The sequence below is a fragment of the Colwellia sp. KU-HH00111 genome (genome assembly GCF_040362745.1).
Taxonomy (GTDB): Bacteria; Pseudomonadota; Gammaproteobacteria; order Enterobacterales; family Alteromonadaceae; genus Colwellia.
This window is the reverse complement of the sequence record NZ_BAABWO010000007.1, coordinates 151,851-175,583: the sequence shown is the minus strand read 5'-3', so window position 1 is coordinate 175,583 and position 23,733 is coordinate 151,851. Positions and strand designations below refer to the sequence as shown.

Annotated in this window: 19 protein-coding genes; 10 read left to right on the top strand and 9 right to left on the bottom strand. The window is 38.5% G+C overall.

Features of this window, described 5'->3' with window-relative positions; all coding sequences use genetic code 11:
- The first annotated feature begins 206 nt into the window (after window positions 1–206).
- Window positions 207–941: a carboxy-S-adenosyl-L-methionine synthase CmoA gene (gene cmoA / locus ABXG98_RS14000; protein ID WP_353539308.1), complete on the top strand. Its 735-nt coding sequence runs from the start codon at window positions 207–209 to the stop codon at window positions 939–941.
- 39 nt (window positions 942–980) lie between these two features.
- On the top strand, window positions 981–1,949 hold the full coding sequence (cmoB, locus tag ABXG98_RS13995) for a tRNA 5-methoxyuridine(34)/uridine 5-oxyacetic acid(34) synthase CmoB (protein WP_353539307.1): 969 nt from the start codon (window positions 981–983) through the stop codon (window positions 1,947–1,949).
- Between the two features lie 13 nt (window positions 1,950–1,962).
- Here the strand turns inward: cmoB and ABXG98_RS13990 are convergent, their stop codons facing one another.
- Window positions 1,963–2,733, bottom strand: coding sequence for a substrate-binding periplasmic protein (locus tag ABXG98_RS13990; RefSeq protein WP_353539306.1), 771 nt, complete (start codon window positions 2,731–2,733; stop codon window positions 1,963–1,965).
- Window positions 2,734–2,829: 96 nt separating this feature from the next.
- On the opposite strand from ABXG98_RS13990, the gene ABXG98_RS13985 reads away from it, so the two are divergent.
- From ABXG98_RS13985 to ABXG98_RS13955, 7 genes are all read left to right on the top strand, one after another.
- Window positions 2,830–4,173: an anti-phage deoxyguanosine triphosphatase gene (locus ABXG98_RS13985; RefSeq protein ID WP_353539305.1), complete on the top strand. Its 1,344-nt coding sequence runs from the start codon at window positions 2,830–2,832 to the stop codon at window positions 4,171–4,173.
- 229 nt (window positions 4,174–4,402) lie between these two features.
- On the top strand, window positions 4,403–5,089 hold the full coding sequence (locus tag ABXG98_RS13980; protein ID WP_353539304.1) for a response regulator transcription factor: 687 nt from the start codon (window positions 4,403–4,405) through the stop codon (window positions 5,087–5,089).
- On the top strand, window positions 5,086–6,429 hold the full coding sequence (locus ABXG98_RS13975) for a histidine kinase sensor domain-containing protein (RefSeq protein ID WP_353539303.1): 1,344 nt from the start codon (window positions 5,086–5,088) through the stop codon (window positions 6,427–6,429). The genes ABXG98_RS13980 and ABXG98_RS13975 overlap by 4 nt, the downstream gene beginning before the upstream one ends.
- A 76-nt stretch (window positions 6,430–6,505) precedes the next feature.
- Window positions 6,506–8,665: a TonB-dependent receptor gene (locus tag ABXG98_RS13970; protein ID WP_353539302.1), complete on the top strand. Its 2,160-nt coding sequence runs from the start codon at window positions 6,506–6,508 to the stop codon at window positions 8,663–8,665.
- Between the two features lie 81 nt (window positions 8,666–8,746).
- Entirely contained in the window at window positions 8,747–9,043 is a 297-nt protein-coding gene (locus ABXG98_RS13965; RefSeq protein ID WP_353539301.1) for a hypothetical protein, read from the top strand.
- Window positions 9,040–10,581: a PepSY-associated TM helix domain-containing protein gene (locus ABXG98_RS13960; RefSeq protein ID WP_353539300.1), complete on the top strand. Its 1,542-nt coding sequence runs from the start codon at window positions 9,040–9,042 to the stop codon at window positions 10,579–10,581. Before ABXG98_RS13965 ends, ABXG98_RS13960 begins: the two co-directional genes overlap by 4 nt.
- Complete coding sequence (locus tag ABXG98_RS13955) at window positions 10,581–10,886, top strand: DUF3325 domain-containing protein (RefSeq protein ID WP_353539299.1); 306 nt, start codon at window positions 10,581–10,583, stop codon at window positions 10,884–10,886. The genes ABXG98_RS13960 and ABXG98_RS13955 overlap by 1 nt, the downstream gene beginning before the upstream one ends.
- 65 nt (window positions 10,887–10,951) lie before the next feature.
- On the opposite strand, the gene ABXG98_RS13950 is transcribed toward ABXG98_RS13955, so the two are convergent.
- Window positions 10,952–12,571, bottom strand: coding sequence for a PepSY-associated TM helix domain-containing protein (locus ABXG98_RS13950; RefSeq protein WP_353539298.1), 1,620 nt, complete (start codon window positions 12,569–12,571; stop codon window positions 10,952–10,954).
- A complete protein-coding gene (locus tag ABXG98_RS13945; RefSeq protein WP_353539297.1) occupies window positions 12,568–12,867 on the bottom strand; it encodes a hypothetical protein in 300 nt (99 codons plus the stop codon). Before ABXG98_RS13945 ends, ABXG98_RS13950 begins: the two co-directional genes overlap by 4 nt.
- A gap of 448 nt (window positions 12,868–13,315) precedes the next feature.
- Between ABXG98_RS13945 and ABXG98_RS13940 the strand changes: the two genes are divergently transcribed.
- Window positions 13,316–15,370 carry a TonB-dependent receptor gene (locus tag ABXG98_RS13940; protein WP_353539296.1) on the top strand — a complete coding sequence of 685 codons (2,055 nt, stop codon included), beginning with the start codon at window positions 13,316–13,318 and terminating at the stop codon, window positions 15,368–15,370.
- Between the two features lie 94 nt (window positions 15,371–15,464).
- Here the strand turns inward: ABXG98_RS13940 and ABXG98_RS13935 are convergent, their stop codons facing one another.
- The 6 genes from ABXG98_RS13935 to ABXG98_RS13910 all read right to left on the bottom strand — a co-directional run bounded on the left by ABXG98_RS13935 (window position 15,465) and on the right by ABXG98_RS13910 (window position 23,519).
- Window positions 15,465–15,902 carry a VOC family protein gene (locus tag ABXG98_RS13935; protein WP_353539295.1) on the bottom strand — a complete coding sequence of 146 codons (438 nt, stop codon included), beginning with the start codon at window positions 15,900–15,902 and terminating at the stop codon, window positions 15,465–15,467.
- 180 nt (window positions 15,903–16,082) lie between these two features.
- Window positions 16,083–17,960 (bottom strand): protein kinase domain-containing protein, encoded by a 1,878-nt coding sequence (locus ABXG98_RS13930; RefSeq protein WP_353539294.1) that lies wholly within the window; start codon window positions 17,958–17,960, stop codon window positions 16,083–16,085.
- 159 nt (window positions 17,961–18,119) lie between these two features.
- Window positions 18,120–19,535, bottom strand: coding sequence for a M20/M25/M40 family metallo-hydrolase (locus tag ABXG98_RS13925; RefSeq protein WP_353539293.1), 1,416 nt, complete (start codon window positions 19,533–19,535; stop codon window positions 18,120–18,122).
- A gap of 186 nt (window positions 19,536–19,721) precedes the next feature.
- Entirely contained in the window at window positions 19,722–21,335 is a 1,614-nt protein-coding gene (locus tag ABXG98_RS13920; RefSeq protein WP_353539292.1) for a dihydrolipoyllysine-residue acetyltransferase, read from the bottom strand.
- Between the two features lie 22 nt (window positions 21,336–21,357).
- On the bottom strand, window positions 21,358–22,335 hold the full coding sequence (locus ABXG98_RS13915) for an alpha-ketoacid dehydrogenase subunit beta (RefSeq protein WP_353539291.1): 978 nt from the start codon (window positions 22,333–22,335) through the stop codon (window positions 21,358–21,360).
- A 2-nt stretch (window positions 22,336–22,337) separates the two neighbouring features.
- The gene (locus tag ABXG98_RS13910) at window positions 22,338–23,519 is read right to left on the bottom strand and encodes a thiamine pyrophosphate-dependent dehydrogenase E1 component subunit alpha (RefSeq protein WP_353539290.1); all 1,182 of its coding nucleotides are present in this window, start codon (window positions 23,517–23,519) and stop codon (window positions 22,338–22,340) included.
- Window positions 23,520–23,733: the final 214 nt, after the last annotated feature.

Sequence of the window (23,733 nt, the reverse complement as noted above, 5' to 3'; positions counted from 1 at the left end):
TGCTAGCTGGTAATGCTAGCTAGCAAGAAATGCGGCTTATTATATAGAATTAGCCATGAAAGTCACCCTAACTGGGTGTGATTATTTTTATTGATTAAAATTTAGCTTAGAGTCACGATTTATACAAAATAGAGTTATTTATCTGCTGCAATTTCGGTTAAAATAAGCAAACTTACCTAAACAATCACTAATAAGCATTATTTATTATGCACAGCTCTGATACTGATTTAATTTATTCAAACCCAAAAGCTCAAGTAAAAGATTTTGCTTTTGACGCCCAGGTGGTGGAAGTTTTCCCTGATATGATTTCACGATCCGTGCCTGGTTATAATACGATTATTGATACTATTGGTCGTCTTAGCCAACGCTTTGTCAAGCCGAACACCAAAATATATGATTTGGGTTGTTCGTTAGGCGCTGCAACCTTGGCTATGCGTAAAAGCATAACTGCCAAACAGTGCCAAATTATTTCTGTGGATAATTCACCCGCTATGGTTGAACGTTGTAAAATGCACATTAACGCATTTAAGGGCGATACTCCTGTTGATATTGTTGAAGCCAATATTCAAGAAGTAACAATTGAAAATGCATCAATGGTTGTGCTGAACTTTACTCTGCAGTTTATTGATAAAGCTGATAGACAAACCTTAATTCGCGACATCGCCAACGGTATCAACTCTGGTGGTATTTTAGTTATCTCTGAAAAAATATCTCATGGCGACCGAGTTATTGATGAAAACTTAACTGATTTACATCATGATTTTAAACGCGCTAATGGCTATAGTGAATTAGAAGTCGCACAAAAACGTACCGCATTAGAGAATGTTATGTTGACTGACACGGTAGAGCAACATGTTGCTCGCTTAACCGGTGCAGGCTTCAGCCACGTTTCGCCTTGGTTTCAATGTTTTAATTTTATTTCATTTATTGCCATAAAATAGTAGCAACCTAAGCTTTCAACTCCTAAATATAGAAATTTTATGAATAATTTCAGTAAGTTTTACCAACAAATAGCCGTAAACCGTTTAAGCCATTGGTTAAATACCCTGCCTGCACAATTGGATCACTGGCACAAAAATAATTTACATGGTGACTATAAACATTGGCAAAAAACCTTAGAGGCTCTCCCTCATGCCTCTTCACCATCTATTGACTTAACCAACAGCGTTACGGTTGGTACAAAAGCTGATTTTAATGAAGGCGAACATAAACGTTTAGAGAGCTTGCTAAAAAAATTCAAACCATGGCGTAAAGGTCCATATCATATTCATGGTTTACACATAGATACCGAATGGCGTAGCGATTTTAAATGGGATAGATTAGCAAAACACATCAGTGACTTATCCGGTCGATATGTATTAGATATTGGCTGCGGTAGTGGCTATCATTTATGGCGAATGCGCGGTGCAGGGGCTAAATTTGTGGTAGGAATAGATCCTACACAACTGTTTTTAATGCAATTTAGCGCTGTGCAACATTTTATTCAAGATGAAACGGTTAACTTATTACCCTTAGGTGTTGAGCAGTTACCTGAATTAGCATCGTTTGATACTGTGTTTGCCATGGGTGTTTTATATCATCGACGCTCACCAATTGACTTTCTCTACCAATTAAAAGCACAGCTAGCACCAGGGGGGGAATTAGTATTAGAAACCTTAATTGTTGATGGTGATGAAAATACCGTATTAGTGCCCGGTGAACGTTATGCTAAAATGCGTAATGTTTGGTTTTTACCTAGCGCAAAAGCCATGTGTGCTTGGCTTGAACGTTGTGGTTTTACCAATATTCGCGTAGTTAATACCGATATAACCGCCTTAGAAGAGCAACGTAAAACCGACTGGATTGATACTGAGTCATTATCAGACTTTTTAGACCCCAATGATCATAGTAAAACAATTGAAGGTTATCCTGCGCCGCAACGTGCAATTTTTATCGCTAATAAAAAATAATATTCACACCTTGCTATAACGCTAGGTAGCTATCAATAATATTTTGATAGCTACCATCAGCAATAATAGCACTGATCCCTTGATCAAATTGCTGACAAAGTTGCTTACTTTTAAACCCCGCTTTATAGGCCTTAGGCTCAAAAAAGAAATAAGTTAAAAAATCTTTATTATAAATTTGGCTGGTGGGATTTTCTCTACGTTTATTTGCTAATAAAAATTTAAAAATATTAATATCGATGATCAGCGCATCAACTTTACCTGACAAGAGCAACTCTAATTGGTTTGATTGCTCAGCTAACTCAACATAATCTACCGAATGCTCAAATACAGCCTTGTATTTTTCGCCTAAAAATCGAGTGGCGTTTTGAAAAGCAGCTACTTTTAGTTTCGATAAATCAGAAAGTTGGTTAATATTTAAGTTTGAACTAACCAGAGTAACCACTACGTTTTGATAAATAATATAAGGCTTTGATAAACATAACCCCCACTCTTTCTCATTTTCGCCTAAGGTGGTAATACCATCAAATTCTCGACTGTGGAACACATCCAAGTGACGACTCAATGGCAAATAAGTAAACTGAACAACTTTATTATTTTTTGCCAAGGCCGCTGCGATAATATCAAGCTGCATCCCTTTATCTTCACCCGCAACAATAAATGGCGGTTTTGATATACCCGCCAACATTTCTATCGTATTATCTTGTTTTGCAAACACTTTTGTTTGTATAAATGCCAAGAGAACAAATGTGATAGCAAAAACAACTGTTTTAACTAAAACTTTCAAGAAAGTTCCTTCTATTAAATAAAGACTATTTGCTACTATCGAACAATAACTATACTATCAATTTATCAAGGGTTATTCATTAGGAATTTATCATAAATGCATGAAGTGTGGCTTGAAAGACGGTTGAAAAAAGTATCGAAAAGACAACACGATCATCGAGATCCTTTTCAGCGTGATCGCGCGCGAATCTTACATTCTGCCGCCTTTAGACGCTTACAATCTAAAACCCAAGTAATGGGGAGTGGACAAAGTGATTTTTACCGTACACGTTTAACACATTCACTTGAAGCAGCTCAAATTGGCTCAGGAATCATTGCCCAACTAAGGTGTAAATATCCAGAACTTTGCCAAGCGTTATTCCCAAACTCTGACAGTTTAATTGAAGCCATTTGTTTAGCACACGATATTGGACACCCTCCCTTTGGTCATGGTGGTGAAATCGCATTGCATTATATGATGCGAGATCATGGCGGCTTTGAAGGTAACGGGCAAACCTTTAGAATTGTCACGCGTTTAGAGCCTTTTAGTGAACATCACGGGATGAACTTAAGCCGCAGAACCTTGTTAGGCCTGTTGAAATATCCACAGATACTAGAGCAACTGACTCGCCCAACTAACAGCACCCCCATTGATAACTTTAGACAACTTAAAGCAAGTGAATGGCACCCACCCAAAGGCTTATACCTTGATGATAAGGATATTATCGAATGGTTACTCACTCCTTTAACCACCGCTGATCGCACTTTGTTTCAAACAATCATTCTCCGAGATAATGCCCATAGCAAAACACGATTTAAATCACTTGATTGCTCAATTATGGAGCTTGCTGATGATATTGCTTATGGCATTCACGACCTTGAAGATGCCATTGTCACTGGTGTTGTTAATCAACAGGATTTTGAAACGGAAGTGATTGATAAACTTAGCCAACTTGATGATACTTGGCTGCGTCAGTACAGCCTAACGTTAACCACTAAATTATTTAGTGAGCAACATCATTTACAAAAAGATGCCATAGGCGGTTTAGTCAATTACTTGATTACCGCCATTGAGCTCACCGACATAAACTTGAACGACCCGGCGATAAACTTTGAAGACCCCCTATTAAGGTACAATGCCACCTTGCCTAACACCACCATGCAAGTCCTGCAAATATTTAAAGACTTTGTTTATAATTTTGTAATTAAACAAACAAGCATTCAACGACTTGAATATAGAGGACAACAGATTGTGATGGAATTATTTGAAGCACTTTCATCTGATCCGTTAAGGCTTTTACCTAGTAATAGTGCAAAAAGGTGGCAACACGCAGTAGATAAAGGTGAAAATTCATATCGAGTGATTGCCGATTATGTCGCCGGCATGACCGATGAATATGCTGGCCGCCTACACCAAACCTTGTTTGTAGCTAATTCAACGGGAACCTATCATTTAACTTAACCTGTTTGCAAAGCCGCACTAATTGTAAAACTTCAAAATCGTCTATTAATAAGGCGTCATCAATACTAATATGCTACCAAAAATAGATTTAATGCCTTAAAAAAGCTAAATCTAAAGCGTCATTGAGCTGAGAACAACGCCCTAAATTCTCAACTATTTCTTTTTGTTAATTTTAACACTACTGATATAATGATAATAATTATCATTAACAAATATAAAAGTCAAAACTGTGTTTATAACAAAAATACTATTGATCGAAGATGACACGACATTAAATTATTACCTGAGTGATTTGTTAAAAAGTTCGGGGTACCTTGTTGAACAATGTTTTGATGGTATTAACGGGTTAGCATTGGCGCAAACTCAGCAACATCAACTTATTTTACTCGATAAAATGCTCCCTAAATTAGACGGTGTTTCTCTTTTAAAAACTCTAAGAGAAACGAGTCAACAACCCGTAATTATGATTTCAGCAAAAGGCGCTGAAGAAGAAAGGATCATAGGGTTAACTCACGGTGCTGATGACTACATAGCTAAACCGTTTAATAGCCAAGAGCTATTACTTAGAATTGAAGGATTACTGAGAAGAAGCCAAGCTCATACACAAGTAAATAAACAAATCGAAATTTCTATTGATGGCTTAACCCTTAACTCTGCTAAACAAAAAATTTCAGTCAATAATCAGAATGTTGAATTTACTACTATTCAGTTTAAGTTGCTATGGGAGTTAATGTCACAACCGAATAAAACCGTCAGCAAAGCAGATTTATACCAAGCAGTTTTAAATAAAAAACTGGGAGCTTATGATCGCAGTTTAGATATGCATTTAAGCCGTGTACGCAGAAAGCTCAATGAGGCTAACTGGTTAGGTGAACGCTTACAAACAGTACATGGAAAAGGCTATTGTTTTAAATGAAACGTCAATTTTTGTGGCGCACTTGCTTAGTGGTTGCCACCGGTTTAGTAGCCTTCTTTTACATCTTAAGTGTCGTAACGTCTAAAACAGAAGATGGCATGAGCCTAATTGCAGAGCCTGAACGTATAGAATTAAAACGCTGGGCTACAAAGGCCGAAGCATTATATTTATCGGGTGATAAAGTTGCACTAAACCAATGGCTCGAAGATTTAAAACAGCAAGAAAATACTTGGCTTGCCATTGCAAGCTTTCAAATTAAGCCGATAGCCGGTGACGAAATTAATACTGCCACCATTGGAGGTTATCATTTTGGCAGAAGCATTGATTGGAAAATTCACCTATATTTTGAACGTAACCCTGTGATGGAAATTCCATTTTTTCAAACTAAAGGGAGTTTTTTAATCAAGCTACCTGATCGTATGAGGCCAGGAGCTTATTGGCTAACCACCAAAATAGTCTTACAAATACTATTACCCATGGCCATATTAATCATACTATCAATATGGCTCTACAGGCACATTATTACACCTATTCATCAACTTGAAAAAGCGACATCAGCCTTTAGTAAAGGCAATTTTGACGTTAGAGTAAAAAAATTATTAGGCAATAGAAATGACGAACTTGCCCATTTAGCCGCTACTTTTGATCAAATGGCTAGTCAAATAGGGGAATTAATTGCGAGTCAACGGCAACTGATTTCTGATTTGTCCCATGAACTACGCACACCAATAACCCGTTTAGACATTGCCGTTAATAATTTTGAAACGAACAACAGTCGCCAGCACCTTGAACGTATTTCAAGAGAATCTATTAATATTCGAAAATTAGTTGAAGATACCTTAACATTAGCGTGGCTCGACAATGAAAAACCAATAATTCAACATGAAGACGTTGATTTAGTCGATTTATTAGATGTTGTTATTGATGATGCTAAATTTGAATTTTCAGATAAAAAGCTAATACTAGAAACGCCAAACAATGCCATTATTAGCAATAGTAGCCATCAAGCACTTTGCCCAGCATTAGAGAATATCATTCGTAATGCGTTAAGGTACACGCCTGTGGGTAAAAAAGTCATAGTTAAACTTTATGAAAAGCCTGAAAGTTATTGCATTGAGGTAACAGATCAGGGCCCTGGTATTCCTGAACAATACTTAAACAAAATATTCCTGCCTTTTTTTCGTGTCGAGAACTCCCGTGAAGCAAATAATAATAGTTTTGGGCTTGGTCTTGCACTCGCTAAACGGTTATTAAACAGTGTTAGAGCTACAATATCAGCAGATAATCATGCTAATGGCGGCCTAACCGTATTGATAACAATTCCCATTACGAAAATGTAACAAATGTAAAACTAGTATAAATACTCAGATTAAATGGTAATAATTCTCATTAACAAAACTAATAGAGAATTTAATCATGCCACTAAGATATAAGTTACTAAAAGCTAATAAAAACATTCCCTTTCGAACGGCATTGTTATCTGCCAGTATATTCATGGCCATAGCAAATACTAACGCATACGCTTTTGATGAAGCGAATGAAAAAAAACCAAAGGCAATTGAGAAAATTGTGGTGGTGGGCGCAACTACCAACACAGAAATAACCCCAGAGCAACTTGACAAATACCAAGCAAATGACCTAGCAGACATCTTTCGTCAAACACCATCGGTCACAGTAGGTGGCTCATTAGGCGTAGCCCAAAAAATGTATGTGCGTGGCTTAGAAGATTCTATGGTCAATGTAACGGTAGATGGTGCTCCACAAACCAGTACCTTATTTCATCATATTGGTCGGGTGTCTATTGAACCTGAATTATTACAAAGTATTGAAGTGCAAGCGGGTGCAGGTGAAGCTACCGCAGGTACAGGCGCTGTTGGCGGCGCTATTCGTTTTAAAACAAAAGCTGCTGACGATTTGTTGAATAAAGATGAGCAATTTGGTGGCCTTGCCAAAGTTAGCTACTTTTCAAACAGTGGGCATAAAGAAAGTCTTTCACTATATGGTAAAGCTACTGACAAAATAGGCATACTGGCTTCTTTTGTTAACGTTAGCAAAGACAATATGGATGATGGTGACGGTGAAGAAATTCCAGGCACCGCAGCAGATCAAACCCTTGCTTTTATCAAAGTAAATGCCGAATTAACAGAAAATCAAGATATTACGGTGAGTTACGAAAAACGCAAAGAAGAAGGCAAATTCGGCAAACAGACTAACTGGGCACCATTAGCAGATGATCCTTTATTTCAATCTTGGGGTGATCGCGAAACGGTTGTCCTAAATCATAATTGGTATTTAAATGAGCTAGTTAATTTAGAAACTACGCTATATCAAACCGAGTCATCATTTAAACGGGAGCTTTATACTTGGGATGCCTCAATTAAAACCACAGGGTTTGATCTACGAAATACCAGCGATTTAGGCGCTCACACTCTGACATACGGCTTTGAGCAAAAAGTAGATAAAGTGCACGCACAGTCGTATGAAGACTTTGGTGGTATTTACGATGAAAAAGGGACTGTAACAGGCCTGTATGTGCAAGATCATTGGCAATTAACGGATGATTTACTGGTTAGTTTTGGCCTACGTCATGATAGTTATGAATTAGATCATACGGGTGAATCAGCTAAATGGGTAAAGGTAGACGGCTCATGGATTGTTGAAACCGATAGCAATGGTGCACCTGTAACAGAAAGTGAAGCCTTTTCAACTGATAAACAAGACGGCTTTAGTGCTAACGCTGGTGTTATTTACAATATAACCGAACATCTTAAATTTTCAGCAAGTTATGCTCAGGCCTTACGAGGCAGACAAGTAGCCGATGCCTTTACTGTGGGGGAATTAAGCCACAATGAAAACTTAGCACCTGAAGAAGTTGACAATAAAGAGCTTGGTTTACAATACAACGATGGCACATTTATTTTTGAAGTATCCGCCTACCAAAGTGAAATAAATAAGGTGGTGTTTGATAAATTTAAAGGTAGAGAAGGTGTTTTTTATGAAAACATCGGTAATTTAGAGTCCACTGGCTACGAATTAGTTGCAGGCTATCAAGCTGATAACTTTGATGTGGTTATTAGTTACAATAGCAATACCGTTGAACTAAATAACGCTCCTTTTGTATGGCCTGACGCCAATGCTGAGTCAGGGTTTAGTACCGTTGTTTTAAACGGCATCGAGTTAGCTGCTTATGAATATGGCGGCTTAGGTAATGCTGTTGGTGACTCATTAAATGTTAATTTTAATTATGAAATGAACGACCGTATCGAAATGGGAGTAAACGTCAATTATGTGGCGAGCTTGAACAATATTGAAGTATTTCATCGATCAATTGAACTGGGCTGGCTTACCGAGTTAGAAACTATTGATAAACCGAGTTATTCCTTAATTGATGCTTATATTAAATACGCACCTTCAGAACACTTCACCATAGATTTAGCAATACAAAACCTGTTTGATGAATCATACCGGAGCCATGGCAGCGTTGCTGACTATGGACACATAGCGGGCTACGAAAGTGTTGTTGGCATCAAAGAAGCTGGCAGAGATATACGCCTAACGGCTTCTTATCAATTCTAATTTACCAATAGTATTTTGGGCATATCAAAGCACGACAATGAAGTCGTGCTTTGATATTTGACCACTAACAGAAACGACGTAATGAAATTTTTTAAAGATCACGCAAACTCAATAGACATCACAGCAAGAGTACTTATCGCTCTAATTGGCGGATATATTTTAGCTAACTTAATTGCAATACTAATCTCCTATTTGCCAGCAGATAATAATGTTGATGGAATTGTGACAGGCATGATGGTGAGTTTTCTAGTTTATACCCTTGCTGTTATGGCTGTTTTTTCCACAAAAACAGCTATGAGAGCATTCATGACACTAGGAAGCTGTTGTTTAGCTACCACCGGTTTAATTACCTATATTGAAATGGTGGTTAACTCATGAAACCTCGTTTTAGACAAGCAATGAATTGGTTACACACTTGGGTTGGTTTTTCCTTCGGTTGGTTACTGTATTTTATATTTATTACTGGCACTGTCGGTTACTTTGACAGCGAAATTGATCGATGGATGAAGCCTGAAATCGTTGTGGAAAATCATGTTGTGAATCAAAATGAATTACTTGCTATCGCAGAGAAAGAATTACAAATAGCTGCCCCTGAATCACCACAATGGTACATCAGTTTACCAGCCTCACGCACGCCCTATGTACAAATTCAATGGTTACAATTAGCCAATGAAAAAACCAATACCCCAAGGGATTGGCATGAAAAGTTTATTGATATTAAAACAAAGCAGGCAAAAGATATAAGAGCGACTGCGGGTGGAGAAACCTTATACAGAATGCATTACAATTTGCATTATGTTCCCAAACTTGTAGGCTATATTTTAACGAGTTTAGCAACAATGTTAATGCTGATTGCACTAATAACGGGGATTGTAATACACAAAAAAATATTTTTTGAATTTTTTACGTTTCGTCCCAAAAAAGGCATTCGCTCATGGTTAGATATTCATAATATTTTTAGCGTATTACCTTTGCCTTTTCACTTAATGATCACCTACAGTGGTTTATTACTGCTGATGGGTATTACCATGTCATCGGTTATCGACTTCCGCTACGGTGAAGGGCGTGAGAATCATAGAAATTTTTACAATGAAGCTCAACTAGACATAAAAACACAGAAGTTTATCGATTTACCCCCCGAAACGCTATCGTTACAAGGTGTACTAAACGATGCTCAAACACGTTATAAAAATCAAAAGGTAAGTTATATTGGTTTAATTGACCAAGATAGTTCAAATGAACATTATGAAATTTGGTTTGATAAATTTGAAGGTATTCATCTTGTATCTAAAGTAGCCTATCGCGTTAAGAATGATAAAGTAGAAATTGAAATATCAACCGGCAAGGCTGGCAGTGCCGCTGAAGTCTACGATGTATTTGAACATTTACACGAAGGACTTTTTGCTAATATTTATCTTCGTTGGTTATATTTTTCCTTCGGCTTACTTGGTGCTGCTATGGTAGCAACAGGTATGATTTTATGGGTAAAAAAACGTCAAACTAATGTTAAGAGCCAAAGAATGACGTCAGTTATTTCAATTATTGAACGTATTAATATCGGTGTACTTGTTGGAGTACCTATTGCCATAGCGTGTTATTTTTGGGCAAATAGGCTCTTGCCAATATCCATAATCAATAGGCCAGATTGGGAGGTACACTGCTTTTTTATTGCAATGTTAGTAAGTATCGCTTTTGCTGTGTGTCGTTCTATCAAAAAATCATGGTCAAATTTACTTTGGTTTACGGCATTTATCTACCTACTTATACCGCTACTGAACGCTGTAACAACTCAACATAACATTTTGCTTAGCTTACAAAGTAGTGATTGGTTAATGTTAGGGTTCGATTTAAGCATGCTCTTTTTTGGCGCCTGTTTTGCGCTAGCTGCAATAACTGTTAAGGAGATCAAGGCGTAATGATTATATTTATTGAAACACTGCTGCTTGTCTTTGGGTTCACGTTAATAAGCCTGTCATTAGCACGACACTACGGCCAAGTTAATAAAAAACGTAAGCAACTATCAACACGACTTTTATGGGTATATAGGCTTAGTGGTTATGTTTTGTTATTAGCAGGAGTTGTCTTGGCAATATACGTTTGGGGAATAATATTAGGGTTAGTCTATTGGTTAGCTTATGCAACACTGGTAACATTCTTACTCTCATTAATTTTAGCTTTTAAGCCTAATTACTTATCTTTTCTTCTACTTTTCAAGCGTTAAATTTTTAAATGGGTATAAACACTTAAATTAGTGCTTATACCCATCATTAGCAATAGTACAGTCTATTAAGTACACCTTGGCTTGGTATTCGCTAAAACTTCAAACTGTTCTTTACAGGATAATGCCCAAATACTATTACGTTCACCATAATAAGCCCTGCGTTGTGTTTTAACTGCCGCATAATAAAAAGTCCCTGAAAACACCAAAGCAACAAGCTCAACCATAATTGACGAAACTTGCTTTGTTTCCCACAAGCTAATACTGGGTATAACAAGCGTAAACAAGGTGGTTATTGGTATCAATAAACAAGCTAAACTCATTGCATACAATAAATGTATAGCACTTTTGGCAGCACCAAAATAAAATGCATAAATAAGCGCAACAAAGAACACCAAGTAATAACAGCTTGTGTAATAGCTATTGGTTTGCACACCCATTAAATATAACCACTTACTTGCCAGCAAAGTCACAGCAACCGCAAGTATTGAACCTAAACATACGCCAATGGTTAACGACGCCATAAAACGGTTAGGCTTGGTTTGTACTACTTGTTTTTGTCTGCGTTTTTCTAACCAGAGTAAATTGCCACTGTAAAATAAAAATGCGCCCAATAAACCCATAATAAAATATAACCAACGGCCTAAGTCGCCACCATAGCCACCAAAGTGTAAAGAGAAAAAGCTGGCAACAAGGGGAGTATAAACGTCCACATCATTCATGGGTATACTGCTAAAACTCACATCAAAATTGTAGGGGTTCATATAAATAAAGTCGCCCGAACTATGACGCATCATTTCTTGCTTATTGATGATTGTAATACCTACTGAAGGCCGCGCTGAATTTAAACCTGAAAATGCCATAGATTCTACTTCGTAGCCGTCAGTTAACTCATTCACTTTATTAAGATAAGTATTAATAGTCGGCAATTTATCTATAGTGTAAGTTACAGCAGATTTTTTAGGTTGCTCAAAGAGCGGCTTATCACCATAACCAACACTAAGCCCACCATAAAAGGCATCATGAAAAGCAAATACAACCACAGTAATAGCAATAATAATATGAAATGGTAAGCTGATCACACCAATAAGATTATGGCTATCAAGCCAAAATCGATTAGCGCCTTTATTCTTACGTAAAGCAAAAAAACTTTTCACCAGTGTTGGCAATAAAAATATAATGCCAGAAACTAACGCTAAAAAATAAAGTACTGCAGCCCCTCCTAAAACGAGTACACCTAGATCTTCATGGCCTACTTTACCGGCTATACCTGCTGTGCGATGCAAATTATCAATTAAATCGCCTAATTCGTTACTTAAATTAGCCTGTGTAATTAGGTCACCTTGGGGTGACAATGTAGCATGCCTAACTATATGACTTAGTTGTAAACCACGGCCACCGCCCTCTTCTGTCCATGTTAAAGGCGATACAGCTTCATCAAAATTAAGAACAAAACCTTGTTGAGCTTTCTCAAAATCAGCAGAGGCTTTAGTAATTAATTCATCAAATTTTTCCACTGAAATTTGTGGTAAATGCTGGCTTGAAGGAGTCGCCCAGTATGATATCTCTTCTTCAAACATACTTAAAGATCCGGCATAAAAGCCAATAAACAGCACTAATCCTGCTATTATGCCTGTCCATGTATGAATAGATTGATAGGTACGTAATATATCCCCGCGAATTTTCATGCGCGTCCTCCTAATAAGAAAAACACACCATAAGCAAGAATATTTGCTACTAATAAATAACTCACTGCTTTTAAACCTGTTTTAAACAAATAAGTAAAACTTAAAATGAGTAACCAAATGGGACTAATCATCCACATATTAAATTGCACCTTAACAGGCGCATCAATACCACCGGGTCCATACCAAGCAAAGGTGATAACCAATGCAAAGCTCAGTGTTAAGCCCAATATTAGCCCTGCAAAAGTTTTTACCCACCAGTGCGGCTGAATTTTTTCGTGTGCTGCTAATCTAGCCATTGCTTTATCTCTTGAATTTTGAAAAAAGTGGCGTTAATGACAATAGCGGAACACAAACTAGTGCAACACTAAAGGTAAATAGCCAAGTAAAAACGGCTGAACTGACTACGAGCAACTGTAACCAGATAAATAAAGCTAAGAAACAGAATATTAAACCAATCCATCGCCATAACTTAGCTAAAGGTTTGCTGAACATAGTTTGGTGCCGGTTCGATAGATAAATAAAGGTTACCCCAATAATCGTTATTATTAATGCTATAAATTGCCACATATCAATCACTTCCATAATATAAATTTTTTACCACACATCCCCAAACGTCAGTGGTGTATTCTATCACCACCAATGCAAATAACAATAGTTTTCATTTGCATTAACGGTGTTGTTACGTTAGATTGTCGCCCACTAAAGTTCGAAGATTCAATACTACTAATAAAATCAAAGGTTCATATGAAATACTCACAATTTAAAATCAGTGCGCTGACAACCGCTTTGTTAGCAGCGCTTACTGCGCCCTATGCTATTGCAGAAGGTGACGGCCAACAACTACAATCAATGGAAAAAATTACGATATTAGGAGAAAAAACAGAGCGTAGCTTAAAAGACACTAGCTCTTCTGTTTCAGTTATTACAGAAGAAACATTAAAAACGATGCAAAGCTTAACCATGAGTAATGCAATTTCAGACATTCCAAATGTGGTTGTATTGTCAGGTGCAACGCCAGATATTCGTGGTGTATCAGGGAATGGTGGCGCGTCTGGATTTAATGCCTTTAGTGGGGGTGCCAAAGCAAGGGTATCAACCTTAATTGATGGTGTAGTTGAGCCCTTTGTGGCCTTTGTTACGGCTGACTCTGGAATTTGGGATGTTGAACAAGTTGAAGTTTTTCGTGGGCCACAATCAACCAGCAATGGCAGAAATAGTATCGGTGGTGCTGTCTATGTCAAAACTAAAGATCCTTCATTTGACTGGGAAGGTGCTGCCCGCTTGGGTTATAGAAACCAAGACAGTTATATTGATTCTTCTTTTGTACTTTCTGGGCCAATTGTGGAAGACGAGCTAGCCTTTAGAGCATCTTACCAACGCCTTGACGGTGACACTATCGATAACCCGGTTATATATGACTCTAACCCGAGTGACCATGATTTAAACGCCATCACCACCAATCGACTCAAAACCAAATTATTATGGCAGCCTAAAGCCAATGAAGACTTCTCAGCGATGTTGATGTATTCAACCAATGATGAAAAAGGTAACGCTGGCCGCAAGTATTATGCTGGCAACGATCCTTATGCTTATCAGCCCATCAACCCTGTTTATATGGATACCGAATCAGAAACTATCAGCATAAAACTTGATTATGTAATTAATGAATCTATTTCCATCGATTTTTTAGCCGCTGTTATGGATTATGACTGGGCAATGAATGCCTACGCTGAAACCGAAGCAGGCGAACAACGGGTCATCATGGAGGAAAGCAACACCACTATTGATGCTAAAATTAACTTTGGCAATAGCAGTTCCGTTGTTGATGGCTTCGTTGGCTTAGCCTATTTTGAGCGTGAGCAAGACTTTAATAGCAGCGGCTCAACTGTATACAATGGTGACGACAGTAGCGACTCAAATGCTCTTTATGGTGAAATTAGCTACACATTTTCAGATGTTTGGTCAATCATTGCAGGTGGGCGAATTGAACGAGAAACCCAACACCGTGATTTTGATATGCCTAGCAATAACATAAATCACGCTTTATTAGATAAAAGTAAAACCATTGCCTTACCTAAGTTAGTGCTGCAATATCAATTTTCAGACGACACCACTTTATCGTTAAGTGGACGTAGAGGTTATAACGCAGCAGGCGGCGCACTAAATTGGGCAACGCAAGCCTACTATTACTATGATGAAGAGACGGTAGATACCTACGAATTTACCGCACGCAGTAATATAACTAAGGATATTAATTTTACTGCAAACGCTTTTTATAATAATTTTAATGGTTATCAGGCGCTCAGTTCAACACGTGCCATAGTTAATATGGATAAAGCACAAACCTATGGTGCAGAGTTCGACATATCTGCAATGATCACCGAAGATTTTCAATTAAATGCTGGCTTAGGCTTATTAAAAACAGAAATTACCGATGCAGGCGAAAATTACGCAGATGCAACCGGTAATGAGTTAAACTCAGCACCAGAAATCACCGCTAAAATAGGCGGTAAATATTGGTTAACTGATGAATTGAACATTGGTTTATCAGTCAATTATGTTGGTGAATATTTTGGTGATTTTGCTAATACTGAAGAGCGAGTTGCTGGCGGCTATACCTTAACGCGCCTTAATGTGAACTACACAACAGACAACTGGTTAATAACAGCCTTTGTTAATAATGCGCTTAGTGAACAAGAATTTGTGAGCAATGAACCTGTTGGCAGATCATACCCCAACGGTTATTCAGCCATTGTAGATCAACGAAATATTGGAGCCTCTGTGACTTACTCATTCTAATCAACCATGCTCTAAAAAATACCAGAGATAAAATAGTAAATATAAGTTAAAGCTTTCTCATTTATTTAGGTGAAAGTATTGTAGAAAGTGGCTGTCATATTTTATCTCCTTTGTGATAAAGCGCACAATGTGCGCCAGCGGGATCTTCAATGATCACATATTGATCAGCCCCCATTGATTTTATTTCGGTCACCAACTTGCCTCCATGCTCTTTTACTTTTATAGCCGCATGTTCAATATCCGCGACTAAAAAATAGGGTAACCAAGTAGCGGGTATATTTGCATTCGTTCCTTTAGCATGGCAAATGCCGGTAGCAAAACCAGCACTTGAATCACCATCACCTGCATTTGCTATTTGTTCGTTGTTGGCCGGCGTACTCATAACAAAATCATTATATTTTTCATCTTGAGCTGTCATAGCAATAGCTTCACTTTGCCAGCCAAGTACTTGCTGATAAAAATCTTTAATGTGATTCGCATCGGGCACTGACAAATCCATCCATGCCATTTCTCCTAAATTATTACCGTACATTGTTATCTCCTGATCATAGCGATTAAATACAACGCTTACCTCCATATGACTTCAATGCTTAAGGTAAATCAGTGCGCTGAGTAAAAATAAAAAAGGGTTTGCTTTAAGTCTAGGCCAACAACAAGAAAGTGCCTGCTTGGGTTAGCCTTTATTTTTTAGTCTAGTAACAAACTACTTTTGTTATTCTTCCAACAATTTCGGGTTTTTCGGGTAAAAACGCTCAGGTAGACTGCTGATATGCTCGAAGAATCGGGTGTCTTTATACGGTAGTTTCATAAAACCTGATATTCCAATACCGTCAATACTGGGTAACAGCGCGATAATTTCAGCTAAGCATTGACGAAACTCTTGTTCTTTATCATGATTTAATAACATTAAGTAACTGTGTATTTTTAGGTGAGTAGGTAACACTTCAAAAATAATACACCCGGTATGATGAATTAAGTTAAGACGAGCCAACACTGCCATCATTTCATCCGGTAAATACAAGTATTCATCGGGATCTTTACCGTCTTCAAAATAAGAATGTAAACGAGTTATATCATCAATATCGGCAATATCGCTGACCTCAAACGCTATTTGTTGCTCCGGCTGAGCGATAAAAGGTTGATTTTGATCGTCTCGCTCTACATGCAGGGTATTGCGGGCATTAAATAAGCAGCTTTTGAACATACCGATTCGAAAAATGCCCTGTGCTAAGTGGATCATATTATTGACCGCACTTTCAAATGACGCTTTTAGGCTAAGATCAAACAGGGTTAAATTAGAATCAATATATACCCCTTCCTTCGCCCATCGAATTGCTAAACCGCCCACCACAGGAAAATTACCTAAACGACTTAAGGCTGCAATAAAGGCTTTTTCGTTATCGCCCATGCCCATTAAATAGTTTTTGTAGTATTTTTCTAACTGCACATCATCAATATCATTTAAGTGTTCTGCGCTGGACTCTTCTCTAAGAAATGATTTACGTGAGCCATAAACCACCGTATCAATTTCACCACCTTTAGCTGATGACTTGGCTTTAACCCAAATAGGAATTAGCGGCTCAGTTCGCGTAGCTGTTGGTTTAATTGCGAGCACTATTTGTTTTAAATAATGCAGGTGGCTAAAAAAATAATCCCCTGCAGTACTGCGTTTGTTTTTATCATCGCTGAGCATAGCGGTTAAAACATTGGCTAACATTTTTGGCAACCCCAATGAATTGGGCGAAATAATTCTAGTGCCATATCGACATGACTGCCCCGAGGCAATTGCATATAAAGTAGCTGCTAATCCTTGCTCATCAAAGCGTGGTGATGATAGGCCGCCATTGATTTGCTCGGGACCAATAAAATACACATCACCTAATCTGGCATTAGTATGTTGTAAATCACTGCTCATTAAGTCCATCACATTGTTGCTGGTGCTTTGTCCATGAACATCAAGTTGTGCAATTACAGAAGAGCCCCAGTCAATCAGTTGCACCAAACCTGTTTGTTCATCGAAGACGACATTTGACGGTTTGATGTCGCCATGCACATATGGCTTATTTTGCGAGTGAGCAGTGCTATCGCGTAAATACAATAGTATTTCAGCAAGTTGAATGGCTATACTGACCACTAACTCTGGCGCCAACGGCCCTTGTTGATGCGAAAGCTTTTCTAGATCAACCCCCGGTGCTCGGCTCATTTGCAAAATAGATTGTCGCTTAATTTTTTGATAATCAATTACACGCGGTATTTTAGGGTGGTTTAACTGCGCTTGAATATCGGCTTCTTCGCTAAGACGATCTTGCACATGCTGAGGTAAGTTAGAGCGGGAAAACTTAAATACCACTTCTTCATCAAGATGATTAACTGCACAAAAAACAAAACCATAAGCGCCTTTGCCTAACAAAGCGATATCTCGATAACCCAGTTGTTTTAACTGTTGCTGACAAAGCTCTACCCATTTTTTTAGTTTGGTGGCATCTTTATGATTGAGCAGGTAAATAGATTGTTCTTCAGCAATATAGAAATGCTGTAGTTTTTTTTCTTTGTGCTGCACGGCACTAGGCTCAGATAAATTTACGCTCACAAACGCTGTCCTGTTTTTAGAGATAAGTGGTTAGTTCATTAACCATATTACCTGTTCTAGCGAGGAAAAAATAATATTTAGCCAAAAAAATACGCTCAACTAGAGCGTATTTACCAAAGGATAAAATTAATGTTATAACAAGCACTATTCGCTTAACACTTATTTTCTAAAGTCAACATCAGACTGCGCAGCAAAATAAGCAAACATCATATAGACCGCCGTATTTTGTTGATAATCTTCAGGATCTATTTTATCTAAAGTATCATTAGCCGTATGGTGATAGTCAAAATAGCGCATGCCGTCAGCACCAAAATTAACACTCGGCATGCCCGCTTTACTTAACAGGCTCATATCTGATTGTGCTATTGCGTCATTTTTATCTGACATTGCCACGCCTAATGGCGTTAGCAATTGGGCCAATTCGTGAATGTTATTTAAAGCTTTAGCACCAACACCAGGAGTGATCTGATAAATTTTACCTAAACCAAAATCCCATTCTGCGCCAATAACATGTTTGTCAATTTCATTTTTATGGAGTTCCATATACTTTTTTGTGCCATAAAACCCAACTTCTTCACCGGCATATAATATCACTCGGATAGTGCGTTTGGGTTGAGTTGGTAGTTTAGCTATTTCAGCTCCTGTGGCGAGCACAATACCAATACCCATACCATCATCCATAGCACCAGTGCCAACATCCCAACTATCTAAATGTGCGCCTAAAGCGACAATTTCATCAGGGCGCTCACTACCGGTAATTTCGCCAATAACACTCGCAGACTTAATCATATTTTTAGGATAATGCTGCGCGGTTATTTTTAAATAAAAATCTACCGGCTGGTCGCGTTTTAATGCATTAACCAAAATGTCAGCGTCAGGGTTAGCCAGTGCTGCTGCTGGTATTTTATGAATATTATCTTTATAACGCATCATTCCTGTGTGCGCACTACGGTTATTGTCTGTACCAACAGAGCGCATAATAAATGCTAACGCGCCTTTTTCAGCAGCAACTGATGCGCCATTGCCTCGAGCACTAACGGCACGGCCATAACCGCTGCCATCAATAGCCGCCTGCATTCGATAAGAAACAAAGGCTATTTTACCTGCTAAGCTTCCTTTTTCAGCGGCCTTTAAATCATCAAAGGTTTTAAATTCAATCACTGGCGCAGTAATGCCCTCAGCAGGTGTTCCGACTGTTCCACCTAAACCAATAGCAGCCATGTCGTGAGGATAAGGCGCTTTAATTTGCGCTTCAATATCGCCTCTTAACCATTGGGGTGATTCCACTTCTTCAGTCCAAACCTTATCAAAGCCCAACGATTTCATTTTAGCTACAGCCCATTTTATCGCTTTTTTGTCGCCCTCAGTTCCTAGACGTCGGTGACCCACTTCAGTGGTTAATGACTCTAAAATTTGGTAAGACAAATCGGTATTTAACGCGGTTTGCTTTAGTTGCTCAATCGTTTTAATTTCTGCTTCATTGAGCGTTTTTGCCCAAGTCAGTGAGGTAACCGCATTAATACTTGTTGCCAAAATAACTATCAAGGGAAAACATTTACCAAAAGAAAATCTCATACACATACCTAATGTAGTTTTGTTATTATAATCCTCTACTATCGCTTGCTTAACTTGAATATTCAAATAGACTTAACGCGAAAAAGAGGTGGTTTAATACCAAGTTGATTCATAAAAAAATACAGTAACGCTTTCGCATTACTGTATTATTAGTATCATTTAATTGAATATTGCGCTAGTTCATCACTAGCTCATATGCACTATCATATTACTTGGTTTTTCTAAGAACGACTTCCATAGATTACAGAACCTTGCAATACTACCGCCATCAATAATTCGATGATCGCCCGACCAGCTAACTTGCATAATACTTCGTGCTTCTACCTCACCTTGGTCATTAAATCTTGGCAAGGTTTGTAACTTACCTAAGGCAACAATAGCGGCTTCAGGCTTATTAATAATAGGTGTTGCCACCGTACCACCAATAGCGCCAATATTAGAAATAGTGATAGTGCCACCTTTTAAATCAGCACCTTGCACCCGACCACTGCGTGCATCATTAGTTAAGCGCGTAATATCTGCAGCTAAATCTAAAATAGACTTAGTTTGCACCTGCTTAACATTAGGCACTAACAAACCCACTTTTGAGTCAACGGCCATACCAATATTGTGATCATTAAAATATGTTAACTCGGTGCAGTCATCATTAACTTGACTATTGATCACCGGGAACTCTTTTAATGCTAGCGAGATAGCTTTCATAAAAAACGGCATCATAGTTAGCTTAATATCTTGCTTGGCATAAACCTCTTTCAATTCTAAGCGCAGCTTAATTAGCTCGGTCATGTCGATTTCTTCACAATAGGTAAAGTGAGGAATAGTACTAACCGAATTAACCATGGCTTTGGCCATGACCGCTTTGATCCCTTTGATTTTTTCAACATAACTCGATGGGCTTGAAGTTGTGGTTGAAACTTGAACACTATCAGCAACAGTGCTGCCACCTTGTTCAAACGCAAGTACATCTTCTTTATATACGCGGCCTTTTTTGCCTGAGCCAACAACATCACTAATATTAACGTTTAACTCACGAGCAACGCGACGCACTGCGGGGCTAGCAATGGCTTTACCTTTCACCGCGCCTTGTTTAGTTTCAACACTTTTTGGGTCATTAACTAAGGACTTGGCGGCATTTCCCGCATCAGGTACTTTAGTTTCAACAGTAGTAGAAGTAGCCTTATCATCACTAACGCTCTGTGTTGCAACGGTTGCCACAGCCTGATCTGTTTTCATTGAAAACAGCGGCGCGTGCACTTTAGCAATTTCACCTTGCTTGTAATACAGTTTGTCTATCACCCCTGAGTGCATCGCCGGAATTTGCACCAAAGCTTTATCTGTCATTACATCAGCAATAGGTTGATCTTCCACTACGCTATCGCCTTCTTTAATAAGCCACTCCACCAACTCACATTCAACAATACCTTCACCAATATCTGGTAATATAAAATCAAGGCTTTGAGCACTTACAGCTGATTGTGTTTGGCTTGTTGCTGCTGGTATGTCCTGTGCAGGGCTATCATTGATCACAACGTCATTTGATTCTGTGCTAGCGCTAAGAGCACTGTCTGGGTTCATCGAAAAAAGTGGTGCATGTACTTTAGCTATTTCACCTTGTTTGTAATACAGCTTTTCTATCACGCCTGAGTGCATAGCGGGAATTTGTACCAGTGCTTTATCCGTCATAACATCAGCAATAGGCTGATCTTCAACGATGCTATCACCTTCTTTAACAAGCCATTCAACAAGCTCACATTCAACAATACCTTCACCAATATCAGGTAAAATAAAATCAATACTCATATTCTTTTCCTAATCTTTCGTTTTAGTAATGTACGCTACGTTTAATGGCTTCATAAATCTTCAAATCATCAGCAACATATTCTTTTTCAAGTGCTAATGGGTACGGCGTATCTAAACCACAGACTCGCTCAACAGGCGACTCTAAATGTAAGAAACATTCTTGCTGTATGGTTGCGGCAATTTCACTGGCAAAACCAGCGGTTAATGGGGCCTCTTGACTGATCACTAAACGGCCTGTTTTCATCACGGAATTGGCAATAGTGTCAACATCCCAAGGTAAAATACTGCGCAAATCGATAACTTCACAAGAAATACCATCATTAGCAGCTAGCTCTGCCGCTTTTTGTAAAATTTCCATTTGTGCTCCCCAAGCTAACAAGGTCACATCGCTACCTGTTTGTACAACCTCAGCTTTACCAATAGGTAATTGATAATCTTCTTCAGGTACTTCGCCAACTGATGCCCGATATAAACGCTTAGGTTCAAAAAATATCACCGGGTTATCGTCACGAATTGATGCTAGTAGCAAACCTTTCGCTTGATAAGGATTACGTGGAATAACCACTTTTAAACCGGGAGTATGAGCAAAATAAGCTTCAGGTGATTGGCTATGGTATAAACCACCAGCAATACCACCGCCATAAGGTGCTCTAATAGTTAATTTACCCACATCAAACTCATTACCACTACGATAACGAAACTTAGCAGCTTCATTTACAATTTGATCAAAGGCTGGAAAAATATAATCTGCAAATTGAATTTCTGCGATTGGACGTGAGCCTTGGGCAGCCAAACCATTGGCAAAGCCAATAATGCCTTGCTCAACGAGTGGTGTATTAAAACAACGCAGCTTGCCATACTTTTCTTGCAAACCTGAAGTTGCACGGAAAACCCCACCAAAATGTCCGACATCCTCACCAAAACATAAGGTTTTTTCGTCTTCACCCATCGCGATATCAAGTGCATTATTGATGGCGTGTAACATATTCATTTGTGCCATGATTAAAATTTCTCCGCGGTAAATGGATAGGCTTGTGGATGTTTTTTCACGTGTGCTTTAACTTGCGCTAACTGTGCTTCTAATTGTGCAGTAGGCTCATCATAAACATCGGTAATTAAAGTGTCGATATGCGGTTTATCAATTTTTTCTGATGTTTTAACCGCGGCAAGTACTTCTTCTCGTAGGCTTTCAAATAGTGCTATTTCTTGTGCTTCATCCCACCAACTTTGCGCTAACATCCAGTTTTTCATCCGTAGAATAGGATCATTGGCTTGCCACTTTTCTTCTTCTTCGCGGGTTCGGTAACCTGAGGGATCATCTGAAGTAGAATGTGCGCCCAAACGATATGACATAGCTTCAATTAATACGGGTGCATTTTCTTTCAGTGCATAAGCCCGTGCAATTTGTGTTGCTTTAATCACTGCGAGAATATCATTACCATCAACTCTTATGGTTTTAATACCATAACCGACACCACGTGAGGCAATGCCATTACCTTTAAATTGTTCGTCTGATGGCGTTGAAATTGCGTAGCCATTATTACGACAGAAAAATATCACTGGCGCTTCTTGCACCGCTGCCATGTTTAAACCCGCATGAAAATCACCTTCTGATGCTGCACCTTCACCAAAGTAGCAAAGAGTGACTTCATCTAAGCCTTGCATTTTTTGACCATATGCATAGCCTGTAGCTTGAGGGATTTGCGTACCTAGTGGTGATGAAACCGTCATATAGTTCAACTCATTTGAACCATAATGAATGGGCATTTGACGCCCTTTACCTAAGTCTTTTTTATTGGAGAACATTTGGTTCATAAAGTTTTCAAGACTAAAGCCTCGAAACATTAGTGCGCCTTGTTCACGGTACTGACTCATGATCATATCTTGGGGTTTTAACCCTGCAGCACCACCAACACTAGCAGCTTCCTCACCTAATGCTGCCATATAAAAACTCAAGCGGCCTTGACGTTGTGATGCCACCATTCGTTCATCGAGTACACGATGAAAAGCAAGCGTTTTATATACTTTAACCGCAAGTGCTTCATCCATATCAGGCATGTCACTGCCTTCATAAACAGTACCATCTTGTTTTAAAATTTTTAACTCGGGAATTTCAACACTGGTGCCGTCAATAAAGGTAGGCTTGTGCACTACCGGGCTGTCATTATAAAGTTCACTACTCATAACATTCTCTTATTCTATTGTGCAAGTTTGACCCGTTAGCTAACGAAAAACTTCACGAAGTGGATACGTATCTTTAATATTTAGTATTTTTATCCAACACTTAATGTATGTACTTGCTATTACTAACAACTCATTGAGTTATACATTTAATTTTAATGCTCTAGCAGTATAGTCAATAATACGTAATAACTGTGTAAAACTTTACCTTTACGTA